Source organism: Micromonospora palythoicola (assembly GCF_036689795.1).
Classification (GTDB): Bacteria; Actinomycetota; Actinomycetes; order Mycobacteriales; family Micromonosporaceae; genus Micromonospora; species Micromonospora palythoicola.
Genome location: NZ_JBAGKI010000104.1, coordinates 1 through 11,455, shown reverse-complemented (window position 1 = coordinate 11,455; position 11,455 = coordinate 1). Strand labels below are relative to the sequence as shown.

The window sequence follows — 11,455 nt, the reverse complement described above, 5'->3', positions numbered from 1 at the left end:
GCGCCCCCGGGGCCCGGCGGGGCGGCCGGGGCCGCCCGGGCCCCCCGGCCCGGCGAGGGCCGGGGCCGGGGGCCCCGGCCCCTCGCCGGTGCTGCTGGTGGTCGGCGCGTCAGCGCTCGACCTCGCCGGCGATGAACTCCTCGACGGCGGCGTGCGCGTCGTGGTCGGCGTACTGCACGGGCGGGGACTTCATGAAGTACGACGAGGCCGACAGGATCGGGCCGCCGATCTTCCGGTCCAGCGCGATCTTCGCGGCCCGGACGGCGTCGATGATGACACCCGCCGAGTTGGGCGAGTCCCACACCTCGAGCTTCAGCTCGGCGTTGAGCGGCGTGTCACCGAACGAGCGGCCCTCCAGGCGGATGTACGCCCACTTGCGGTCGTCCAGCCACGGCACGTGGTCGGACGGGCCGATGTGCACGTCGCTCTTGGCCATCTCGTGCGGCACCTGGGAGGTCACCGACTGGGTCTTCGAGATCTTCTTCGAGACCAGGCGGTTGCGCTCCAGCATGTTCATGAAGTCCATGTTGCCGCCGAAGTTGAGCTGGTACGTACGCAGCAGCTCGACGCCCCGGTCCTCGAAGAGCTTCGCCAGGGCGCGGTGCACGATGGTGGCGCCGACCTGGCTCTTGATGTCGTCGCCGACGATCGGCAGGCCCGCGTCGGTGAACTTCTGCGCCCACTCGGGATCGGAGGCGATGAACACCGGCAGAGCGTTGACGAACGCGCAGCCGGCGTCGATCGCGGCCTGGGCGTAGAACTTGTCCGCCTGCTCCGAGCCGACCGGCAGGTACGAGACGACCACGTCGACCTGCGCGTCGCGCAGCGCCTTGGCCACGTCGACCGGCGTGGCGTCGGACTCCTCGACGATCTCGCGGTAGTACTGGCCGAGCCCGTCGAAGGTCGGGCCGCGCTGCACGGTGACGCCGGTCGGCGGCACGTCGCAGAGCTTGATGGTGTTGTTCTCGCTGGCGACGATCGCCTCCGCGAGGTCCATGCCCACCTTCTTGGCGTCGACATCGAACGCCGCGACGAACTGCACGTCAGAGACGTGGTAGTCGCCGAAGGTGACGTGCATGAGACCCGGGACGCGGTCGTTGGGGTCGGCATTCCGGTAGTACTCGACGCCCTGTACCAGGGACGAGGCGCAGTTACCCACACCGACGATGGCGACGCGGACGGAGCCCATCGCGTGTGCCTCCTTCTTCTTTGTCACGGCCGCTCTGTCCTGGTCTCTCCAGGCGGAGGCGGGCTGTTGTCTTGTCGTGGGCCGCCGGCCGTCCCGTCGTGCGGGACCGTCGGGGCACGGCCGGAGCGCTCGTTGGCGATGAGCTCCTCCAGCCAGCGGACCTCACGCTCACAGGCCTCCAGGCCGTGGCGCTGCAGTTCCAGGGTGTACGCGTCGAGGCGCTCGGCCGCGCGGCCCAGCATGTCGCGAAGTCCCTCGCGACGTTCCTCGATCGTGCGGCGGCGACCTTCCAGGATTCGAAGTCGGGTCGCCTGGTCGGTTCGGGAAAAGAACGCGAAGTGCACACCGAAGCCGGTGTCGCCGTAGGTTTCCGGCCCGGTCTGTGCGATGAGCTGAGCGAAGCGTTCCTTACCTTCCGCGGTGATTTCGTAGACCACCCGACCTCGTCGGCTGGTCAGCGCGGGAACCTCCTCGGCGGTGGCGGGTGTCTCGTCGGCCTCGGTGATCCATCCCGCCGCCTGCAGCCGGCGCAGGGTCGGATAGAGCGAGCCGTAACTGATGGCGGCGCGGATCGCCCCGAGCTTGGCGGTGAGCTCCTTGCGCAGCTCGTAGCCGTGCATCGGGGCCTCCTGCAACAGGCCGAGGATGGCGAGTTCGAGCACCGGCCACCCTCCCTTTACCCTGTGCGTGAAGCGCTAACCGCCACGATGTATCGGACCGATACATCGCACCGTAGCGTCTCGTTCCAGTCTGGGCAAACCCCCGTTCTGATGTCCTCCGGTCACGGATCGTCACGGTGGTCGCCTCGTCAGATGAGACCGCGTACCCTTTGCCGCATGCGTACGCAGCGCCAGGTCGTCGACTACTCGCTCCGAAAGCGAGCGGCGCTGCGTGAGCTCCTCGCCGGCCGCGTCGGCACCTATGACCTGTGCGACGCGTCGCCCTACCTGAAGAACGCGGCTCGGTTCCACGGCGAGTCCACCGACGAGCGGTGCCCGATCTGCCGTAGCGAGAACCTGACCCTGGTCCATTACATTTACGGGGACGAACTCAAGCAATCGGCCGGCCAAGCCCGTAATGTGGCTGAGCTGACCGTGCTGGCGATGACGCTGCGTGAGTTCCAGGTCTTCGTGGTGGAGGTGTGCCTCGGCTGTGACTGGAACCATCTCGTCGAGCAGTACCTGCTCGGGCGGGACGGTCTGACCGGTGTCGCCGACGGCGACCCGGAGCACGGTGAGGCGAGCGGCATGACCGCGGACGGAACGGGTGTCCGGCGAAGGCGAGAGGCGCAACGGTGATTCGAGCTCGATCGGCCAGCCCCGGTCGCGTGCGACGCGGCTGGGGCGACCGACGGCTTGCAGGTCTGAATGGTCCGATTGATGCGGATCTGACGCTGGGATCACGGCACCCCCGTGCCGTGCTTCCGGGTGTCAAAACTCACGGCAAACCGGTGGCGGTGCGACCGCGCCCCACCGCGACGGCAGGGTGTGAGGAATGAACTCGTACGGCGATCCCAGCTCCTCGCGCGGCCGGGCCTGGACTCCAGGCCAGGACGACCCGGGGCAGGCGGACGACGCGTACCGCCGCCCGGGTGGTGAACCGCGTGGAGTCAACTGGTCGACCGGGCCGGAGACCTCCGGCCCGTCGGCCCGTGCCTCGGTCGGCGGCCGTGCCTCGGTCGGCGGCTCGGCGAGCGTTCCCCCGCGGGGCGGTGCCGCCGGCGCGGCACCGGTCGGCCGGGCCGGTCCTGGCCGCGCCTCCGTGCCGGGCTCGCCAGCCGTCCCCGGCCGTGCGTCGGTGCCGGTGTCGCCGGCTGGTCCCGGTCGGGCCTCGGTGCCGGTCTCGCCCGCGCCGGGCCGCGCCGGCCGTGCCTCGGTGCCGGTGTCCCCGGCCGGGCCGGGTCGCGCCTCGGTCGGCGCCGCCGCCGTGGGCGCGGCATCGGCCGGTCGGGCGAGCGTCGGGTCGGCCTCCGTGAATGGCGTCGGTGGCCGGGCCGCGGTGGCGCGGGCGAGCGTCGGCGGCCCTGGCGGACCGGGTGGCCCCGGCGGACCGGGTGGACCGACCGGGCCCGGCCGCGGTGGCCGTGACCCGGGTGCGGCGGCCCGCGCCCGCAAGCGCAAGCGGATGAACATGCTGATCGCCGGCTTCGCGGTGTTCATCATGCTGGCCGGCATCGGCGTGGTCGGGTTCACCTACTACTCGACCAACGTGGTGCTGCCCAAGGAGATCCCGCTGCCGCTGTCCACCACCGTCTACGCCAAGGACGGCAAGACGCTGGTTGCCAGGCTCGGCAACGAGAACCGCACCTTCGTCACCATCGACAGCATCCCCCAGCATGTGCGCGACGCCGTGGCCGCCGCCGAGGACCGCAACTTCTACCGGCACTCGGGCGTCGACTACAAGGGCATCGCCCGGGCCGCCTGGAACAACCTCTCCGGTGGCGACAAGCAGGGTGCCTCGACCATCACCCAGCAGTACGCCCGCAACGCCTACGAGAACCTCCAGGACGACAGCTACGCGCGGAAGGTGAAGGAGGCGATCCTCGCCTCCAAGCTGAACGACAACTACACCAAAGACGAGATCATGGAGAACTACCTCAACGTGATCTACTTCGGTCGTGGTGCGTACGGCATCGAGGCGGCGGCCCAGACGTACTTCAACACCAGTGCGAAGAAGCTGACGGTGGCCCAGGGCGCGGTGCTCGCCGCGCTGATCAAGCAGCCGGTCGCCAGCGCCACGCACAAGGGTTTCGACCCGGAGACGAACGAGGTCGACGCGAAGTCCCGGTGGGAGTACGTCATCAACGGGATGGTCGAGGAGGGCTGGCTGAACGCCCCGGGCAAGCCGGAGCGACCGACCGAGTACCCGAAGGTCCAGAAGCCGAAGGAGAGCAACGGCTTCGGCGTCGCCTCCCCACGCGGCAACGTGATCAACTATGTGCGGCAGGAGATGGAGGAGTGGGGCCTGTGCACCAACTACGGTGCCGAGGGCAAGCCCAGCTGCGTCGACGAACTGCGTGAGGGTGGCTACCGGATCACGACCACCATCGACCCGAAGATGCAGAAGGCGCTGGAGTCCATCGCCCAGGTCGGTCGCAAGGGCACGTTCCTGGCGAACCAGCCGAAGAACCTGATGCCAGCGGTGGTGTCGGTTGACGTGAAGACCGGACGCGTGCTGGCCTACTACGGCGGTAACAGTGGCGCGAATTTCGACTACGCGGGTCTCAACACCGACCAGAACGGCAAGCTCGTCGGTGGCCATCCGCCGGGATCGTCGTTCAAGGTCTACACACTCGCTGCGGCCATCGACGCCGGCATCTCGGTCAAGTCCCGCTGGGACGCCACCCCGTTCAAGCCGGACGGCTTCGAGAAGCCGATCGTGAACGCCAACCGCGACGTGCGGCAGAGCTGTAACAAGTCCTGCACCCTGCAGCAGACGACTGTGCTGTCGTACAACGTGCCGTTCTTCCACATCGCGGAGCAGATTGGCACGGACAAGGTCATCGACATGGCCCGTCGGGCCGGCATCCGCACCATGTGGGACGACAAGCAGCGGGCGCACGACCTGATCAAGAACAAGCCGGATGAGCTCGCGCCCAAGTACTTCGACCGGGTGGCCGCCTACGGCCAGTACCCGATCACTGTGCTTGACCACGCCAACGGCCTCGCGACCCTGGCCAACAGTGGCAAGTACAACAAGGCGCACTTCGTCCGGATGGTGGAGAAGCAGAACAAGGCAACCGGCAAGTGGGACAAGGTGCGCGGCACGGGCGAGAAGCTCGCGCCCAAGCAGGTGATCAAGCCGGAGGTGGCCGACGAGGTCACCGCGGTGCTCAAGGAGATCCCGGGCAAGAACAACGCCAGCGTGGCTAACCGCGAGGTCGCCGGCAAGACCGGCACCTGGGAGCTCAACAACACCGACAAGAACCAGGACGCCTGGATGGTCGGCTACGACAAGAACGTCGCCACCGCGGTCTGGATCGGTAGCCACGACACGAAGAAGCGGGCCATCGTCGACCGGGGCGGTAGCAACATCGGCGGTGGCACCCTGCCGGCGCAGCTGTGGAAGCAGTTCATGGAAGAGGCGCTGAAGGGTTACGACCCGTCCGACCTGCCGGACGTGACCGGACTTGGCGACGAGGATGCCGGTAACGGTGAGGAGCCGCCGCCTCCGCCGCCTCCGCCGGGTGGTAACCAGCAGGACTGCAACCCTATCGACCTTCTCTGCCAACTCGGCGGTGGCAACAACGGCGGTAACAACGGCGGCAACAACGGTGGAAACAACCCGATCACCCCACCCGATCGTGATCAGGGGCCGGGCGGGCCGGGTGGTGGGGGCGGCGGCCTGCTACCGCCCGGAACGACGAGTCGGGAGTAGCTCCCGCTGACACCGCGGGCGGCCGGAGACAGTTCTCCGGCCACCCGCGGCGCGGTTGTCATGCTGGAACCGGTCGGCTAGTACCGCGCGGTGCAGTACGGGATTCGACGGTTCCCGGCTTCGTAGTCCCACTCGCTGTCGTACTGGTAGAAGCAGGCGCGAGCGGTCAGACCCTTGTCGTTCACCATCATGACCAGGTGCCCGACGAGTTCCTGTCGTCGACCGTCATCCGCAGGGTGCCGTTGGTGTTGTAGCTCTGCACCAGCACTCCCGAAAGCCAACCGAAGCTGCCGGTCTGCCGGGCCCAGGCGGTCCGGCAGAACGGGCTGTAGCGCAGCTCGACGTAGGTGGCCGTGTACGGCGTCTGGACGTCGATGAAGGAACACCGCATGGTGCTGGGCTGGCAGGTCTGCGACCAGCGTGCGATTGGCACGGCAGTCGCCCGATGCGACGATGAGATCCCCGTTTGCGCCCGGCTGATCGCCCGGGCCGTAGTCATTGCCGATCCGAATGACGTGCCTGTGCCGTGGCCACGACGACGGACACCGGCCCGACACCTATCGTGTCGGGTCGATGTGAAGATCGTAGGGCACCTGCCGCGCGTGCGGGGGGCACCAGGTTCGGCGTGCTTCGGCGATGCGTACGCGTTCCGCTGTCGACCCCGCGAAGGCACCGAGGATCAACCGGTCTGTGGGTAGCGGCGGGTTTCGGCTTCTGCCCGCCCAAGGGATACGGCAGGATGCACGGTCATGAGCACGAAGTCGACGCCAGGCATCGATGGATCGGGTGCCCCCGATCACCCGTCCCGCTCCGACGGCTTCGTCCGGGGGCTTTCCGGTCTGATCGGCGGTCCGCTCGGCGACCACGCGGTCGCCCGCGACCGGCCCGTCGGCGCGGAGAACCGGTTCTGGACCGCGGTACGGATCGTCCTGGCGCTGACCTGCCTCACGTTGGCCCTGCACTGGGTGCAGAAGTCGCCCTGCCAGGACGGCGCGTGGGTGAACAACGAGCAGTACACCCGCTTCTGCTACACCGACGTGCTCGCGCTCTACTACGCCGAGCGCCTCAACGAGGGGGCGGTGCCCTACCGGGACCACCCGGTCGAGTATCCGGTGCTGACCGGGTACTTCATGGGGGCGCTCGGGTTGCCGGTCCACTCGGCCGGCGACGGCAACCCCGACATGAACCAGGGTCAGTGGTTCTACAACCTCAACGCACTCGTGCTCGGTGCGCTGGCGGTGGTCACCGTGGCGGTGATCCTGGCGCTGCGCCGTCGGCGCCCGTGGGACGCCGCGCTCTTCGCGCTCGCTCCGGCGCTGCTGCTCACCGCCACCGTCAACTGGGATCTGCTCGCCATCGGGCTCGCCGCGTTGGGCCTGCTGGCCTGGGCACGCTCCGGACCGGGCCCGAAGGGCACGCGCCTGGTGGCGCTCTCCGGAGTGTTGCTCGGGCTCGGTGGTGCGGCGAAGATGTGGCCGCTGTTCATCCTCGGGCCCATCCTGGTGCTCGCGTTACGTGCCAACCGGATCCGGGCCGCGCTGCTGTCCATCGGCACGGCGGCGGTGACGGTGGTACTGGTGAACCTGCCGGCGGCGATCCCGTACCGGGACAACTGGGACCGATTCTTCGAGCTGAACACCACCCGCCCGATCGACTGGGGCACGTTCTGGTACATCGGTCGCTACCTGGACGGGAAGTTCGGCGACCCGGCCAGCGTCGGACCCTTCCAGTGGCTCGACGCCAACATTCCGACGCTCAACTACCTGTCGTACGCCCTGTTCGGGCTGGCCTGCCTCGGCATCGGCGCACTGGCGTTGCTGGCACCGCGCCGCCCCCGACTCGCCCAGCTCGCCTTCCTGGTGGTTGCCGCCTTCCTGATCTTCAGCAAGGTCTGGTCGCAGCAGTTCGTGCTCTGGCTGCTGCCGCTCGTGGTGCTCGCCCGGCCCCGGTGGGGAGCGTTCCTCGTCTGGCAGGCCGCCGAGGTCTGCTACTTCATCGCCTTCTACGGCCAACTGCTCGGCGCGTCAACCGGCACGCCGGTCTTCCCGGAGGGCGTCTTCGTGTTCGCCGCGAGCCTGCGCCTGGCCGCCGTGGTCGCCCTGGTCGTCCTGGTCGTACGCGAGATCCTTCACCCGGAGCAGGACGCGGTACGCCGCACCTACGCCGACGACCCGGACGGCGGCCTGCTCGACGGCACCCCCGACGCCTCCTGGCTGGACCGATGGCGAAGCCGCCGGTCGACCGACGAGCCGAGCCCGACGCCGGTGGCCACCACCACGTGAGCCGACGCGCGCTCAGAGACGGAAGACGACGACGTCGCCGATCTCCTCTCGGGTGATGCCCAGCCCGTCGACCGGTGCGTCGACGCTCACCTCCCACGGGGTGCCGGCGATCTTGTCGCGCAGCACCAGGACGTTGTGCACGCCCAGCGTGCGCAGGTAGTCGACGCTGGTCTGGTCGGGGAACGTCATGGCGACCCGGCGTACGTCGTCCAGTTGGCGTGGGGTGAAACCGCTGCCCCCGTTGACGATGTCCTGGAACCGGGTGGTCGACCACAGCATCACCGGCTGGTCGTGGTTCTGCCCGCTGGGCAGGACGAGCAGTGGGCCGTCGACCGAACGCATCGCCGCCGGCTGCGCCGGCACCACCGGATGAGGGGTGGTGTTGGTGCCCTCTGCGATCACCAGCAGCAGCGGCACCAGGGTCGCCAGACGCAGCCAGGGGCTCGGCCAGGAGGGAATCCGCTCGGCGGAGATCTCCCGGACCCGCACGGCGAACGCGCTTACCGCCCCCGCAGCGAGCAGCCCGAGCAGCAACGTGGCCCACAGCATCAACCTGCCCGGGGTCCGGATGCCGCTCCAGCCGGGCAGGTGGTCGAAGAGTGGCACGTAGGTGAAGCGACCGTCGAACAGCTCGGTGCCCATCGACAGGGCCATCGCGACCAGCACCCCGGCGAGCAGCAGGAGTCGTTGGCGGACCTTCCAGACGGAGAAGAACAGCCCGCCGAGGGCGAGCGCGTACAGCACGAAGCCGGGCAGCAACGTCATCTCCGGATGCCACGACAGCAGCGACCGGGCACCTTCGTGCAGGCCGCCCCAGAGGCGGGACTCGGCCGGGGCGGTGACGAAACCGGTCGCGGGCGGCGAGAAGACGGCGATGTCGTCGATCGTCCGCTCCGCGTTCGGGTGCAACTGCGCGACGGTGAAGTACGGGATGGCCATCAGGACGCCCACCCCGGCGAAGATCAGCCCGCCGATCAGATCGGCGACGAACAGCCGCTGGCCGAAGGGGCGCTTGAGTCGCCAGAAGATCCGCTTCGCGTACCAGATGACGGCGGCCACCAGGACGACGCCGGCGAGCACGTACGCGAACGGCAGACCGATCCCGAACCCGAGACTGAGCTGCCAGGCGGCCACCAGCCAGCCGGCGTACACCCAGCCCTCGTGCCGGCGCTCCGGCCGGTAGCCGTGCCGCAGCGACCAGCCGTGCCCCCGGGCCAGCATGGCCAGCGCCAGCGGAATGCCGCCGTTGGAGACCACGTGCAGGTGGCCGGCCTGGGCCAGCAGCCACGGCGCGTAGGTGTAGGCGGCACCGGCCACGGCGGAACCCGTCCGGCTCGCGCCGAGCTGCCGGGCCAGCACGTAAGCGCCGAAGGTGGCGAGAGCGTGCGCCAGCACGAACATGATGTTGTAGCGAACGAGGGCGGCCTCGGGACCGGTGCCGATCATGCCGGCCGGCGCGTACCCGAGCAGGGTGTCCGAGAAGGCGAAAGTCCACCGCTCCGGGAAGAACGCGTTGGCGTGCCAGAGCTGGGCCGGTTCGGTCAGCAGGATATGCCCGGACCAGGCCATCTGCCAGGCCTGGAGGCTCGGATCCCAGTAATCCTGCGGCAGCGTGTGTGCCGGGTAGCGCAGGGTCGGCCAGGTCATCAGCACGGCCAGCGCCAGCGACGCGACGGCGGCCAGCGTCCATTCGTGGATCAGCAGCCGACCGACCCGCCGGCCCAGCCGCCCGTACCAGGTGGGTACCGGCTCGGGGGCCGGCCCGAAAGCGGCCCACGGGTCCGGCTTGCTCTCGCCCTCCGCCGGGGCGCCGTCGGGCTTGCTCCCACCCTCGGCCGGCTTGCCGTCGGACTTGCCCCCGTCGTCCGCGCCGTCGCCGCCCGCCGTCTTGCCGCCCTCGTCCTTCTCCCCGCCCTCGTCCTTCTCCCCGGCGTCGTCCTTCTTCCCAGGCCCGTCCTGATCGCCGGCCCTGCTCTTGGCGTCGGCCGTGTCCACGTTGGCCTTGCCCTGGTCTGCGGTCTTGCCCAGGGCAGCCTCGTCCTGGTCGACAACCTTGCCGGCGGCAGTGGTCTTGCCTGCGGCAACCTCACTCTGGTTGGCAGTCTTGCCGGCTGCCGGGGCCTTCCCGGTGGCGGCCTTGTCCCGGTCGCTGCCGTTGCCCGCGCTGGCCTTCTTGCCAGCAGCGGTCCTGCCGGCGGCCGTGTCCGCTGAGGTTCCCGCCCTCTTGCCCGGCGCATCGTCGGCGCTGGTGCGCTTGCGCGTCGCGCGAGTCGCGTCGGCCGGACCGTTGCCGGTGGGCTTGCCCTGGTCGGCGTCGTTGAAGGCGCTCGCCGGGACACCGTTGGGGTCGCGGCGGCTCTGCGGGTCGGTGCCGCCGGACGCCGAACCCCCGGTGGTCCGAGCGTCTTGCGAGGTCGGCCTGGGGCCACCGGAGGCGGACTGGTCCGTGGTCATCGTGCTCCGGTCTTCCCGTCCAGCTGCCCGCGCAGGAATGCGATGTCACTGCCCTGACCCTCGACCCCGCCGGGTGTCTCGACGATGACCGGCGCACCCGCCGCGCGGATCACCGCGACCAGGAGATCCGGGTCGATGGTCCCGCTGGACAGGTTGTCGTGGCGATCCCGCCCCGACCCGAACCCGTCCTTCGAGTTGTTGGCGTGCACGAGGTCGATCCGACCGGTGATCGCCTTCACCCGGTCGACCAGACCGAGCAGTTCCTCCCCGCCGGCATGCGCGTGGCAGGTGTCCAGGCAGAAGCCGACATCCTGGTCACCGATGGTGTCCCAGAGCCGGGCGAGCGCGTCCAGCCGCCGCGCACACGCGTTCTCACCACCTGCGGTGTTCTCGATCAGCACCGGAACCCCGAAGCCGCCCGACTCGGCCGCGTACGCCAGGGCCTTGCGCCAGTTGTCGAACCCGGTCGCCGGGTCGTCACCGGCGTTCACGTGCCCGCCGTGCACGATCAGGCCTCTGGCGCCGATGGCCGAGGCCGCCTTCGCATGCGCGAGCAGCAGTTTGCGACTGGGGATCCGGATCCGGTTGTTTCCGGTGGCGACGTTGATGACGTACGGCGCGTGCACGTAGACGTCGACGTCGGCACCGCTCAGCGCCGCGGCGTCGGCGCGGGGCTGCGGCGACTTCCAGCCCTGGGGGTCGGAGAGAAAGAACTGCACGGCGTCTGCCGCTCGGGCGGTCGCCTCCGCCAGCGGGTCGGCCGGATCGACGTGGGCTCCGATACGCATGCAGGCGAGCCTACGTCCCGCCTCGGACGGCCGGGGCGATGCCCGCTGTCCGGCCGCGTCACCGGCACCGACGGTAGTCGTTGATACCAATGGATCCTCCGGTCACGGCGACCCGACCGGAGCTCGACAGGGAAATTGTCGGTAATTCCGGGATTTGCCCCGTGAAGCACCGGCTTCCGCGATAACGTCAGGTAACAACGTGATAAAGCTCCGCGGGGCGTCTCCGGTCCAACCTCATCGGTGTGGTCGTTCCTCCCCAGGTCCCACCCAAGGAATGCGGACCAGGCGCCCCGCGGCCCCGTGGCCGGGGGTGGGGGGGGACCCCGGGTGGGGGGCGGGGCACCCCCGAGCGGGGGCCGCCCCCC

At 69.5% G+C, this 11,455-nt stretch carries 8 protein-coding genes; 3 read left to right on the top strand and 5 right to left on the bottom strand.

All coding sequences use genetic code 11. The features are described 5' to 3' along the window. Positions 1-109: 109 nt before the first annotated feature. Together V5O40_RS26895 and V5O40_RS26890 are read right to left on the bottom strand one after the other, a co-directional pair. Positions 110-1,189, bottom strand: a complete 1,080-nt coding sequence (locus tag V5O40_RS26895; protein WP_332908058.1) for an inositol-3-phosphate synthase — start codon at positions 1,187-1,189, stop codon at positions 110-112. 23 nt (positions 1,190-1,212) lie between these two features. Beyond that, positions 1,213-1,851 (bottom strand): PadR family transcriptional regulator, encoded by a 639-nt coding sequence (locus V5O40_RS26890; protein WP_093409356.1) that lies wholly within the window; start codon positions 1,849-1,851, stop codon positions 1,213-1,215. A 174-nt stretch (positions 1,852-2,025) separates the two neighbouring features. On the opposite strand from V5O40_RS26890, the gene V5O40_RS26885 reads away from it, so the two are divergent. Then, on the top strand, positions 2,026-2,487 hold the full coding sequence (locus tag V5O40_RS26885) for a DUF5318 domain-containing protein (RefSeq protein ID WP_164448785.1): 462 nt from the start codon (positions 2,026-2,028) through the stop codon (positions 2,485-2,487). Positions 2,488-2,683: 196 nt separating this feature from the next. Beyond that, positions 2,684-5,566 (top strand): transglycosylase domain-containing protein, encoded by a 2,883-nt coding sequence (locus V5O40_RS26880; protein WP_332908057.1) that lies wholly within the window; start codon positions 2,684-2,686, stop codon positions 5,564-5,566. Positions 5,567-5,753: 187 nt separating this feature from the next. On the opposite strand, the gene V5O40_RS26875 is transcribed toward V5O40_RS26880, so the two are convergent. Beyond that, on the bottom strand, positions 5,754-5,999 hold the full coding sequence (locus V5O40_RS26875) for a DUF2690 domain-containing protein (protein WP_332908056.1): 246 nt from the start codon (positions 5,997-5,999) through the stop codon (positions 5,754-5,756). A gap of 316 nt (positions 6,000-6,315) precedes the next feature. On the opposite strand from V5O40_RS26875, the gene V5O40_RS26870 reads away from it, so the two are divergent. After that, entirely contained in the window at positions 6,316-7,848 is a 1,533-nt protein-coding gene (locus tag V5O40_RS26870; RefSeq protein WP_332908055.1) for a glycosyltransferase family 87 protein, read from the top strand. Between the two features lie 12 nt (positions 7,849-7,860). On the opposite strand, the gene V5O40_RS26865 is transcribed toward V5O40_RS26870, so the two are convergent. Beyond that, entirely contained in the window at positions 7,861-10,302 is a 2,442-nt protein-coding gene (locus V5O40_RS26865) for a hypothetical protein (RefSeq protein WP_332908054.1), read from the bottom strand. Next, on the bottom strand, positions 10,299-11,090 hold the full coding sequence (locus tag V5O40_RS26860) for a deoxyribonuclease IV (protein ID WP_332908053.1): 792 nt from the start codon (positions 11,088-11,090) through the stop codon (positions 10,299-10,301). Before V5O40_RS26860 ends, V5O40_RS26865 begins: the two co-directional genes overlap by 4 nt. Positions 11,091-11,455 lie beyond the last annotated feature (365 nt).

What these genes read in the sequence shown, in the direction of transcription:
- V5O40_RS26895 (WP_332908058.1), bottom strand. Translation starts at nt 1,189, where the DNA reads ATGGGCTCCGTCCGCGTCGCCATCGTCGGTGTGGGTAACTGCGCCTCG.
- V5O40_RS26885 (WP_164448785.1), top strand. Translation starts at nt 2,026, where the DNA reads ATGCGTACGCAGCGCCAGGTCGTCGACTACTCGCTCCGAAAGCGAGCG.
- V5O40_RS26880 (WP_332908057.1), top strand. Translation starts at nt 2,684, where the DNA reads ATGAACTCGTACGGCGATCCCAGCTCCTCGCGCGGCCGGGCCTGGACT.
- V5O40_RS26870 (WP_332908055.1), top strand. Translation starts at nt 6,316, where the DNA reads ATGAGCACGAAGTCGACGCCAGGCATCGATGGATCGGGTGCCCCCGAT.
- V5O40_RS26865 (WP_332908054.1), bottom strand. Translation starts at nt 10,302, where the DNA reads ATGACCACGGACCAGTCCGCCTCCGGTGGCCCCAGGCCGACCTCGCAA.
- V5O40_RS26860 (WP_332908053.1), bottom strand. Translation starts at nt 11,090, where the DNA reads ATGCGTATCGGAGCCCACGTCGATCCGGCCGACCCGCTGGCGGAGGCG.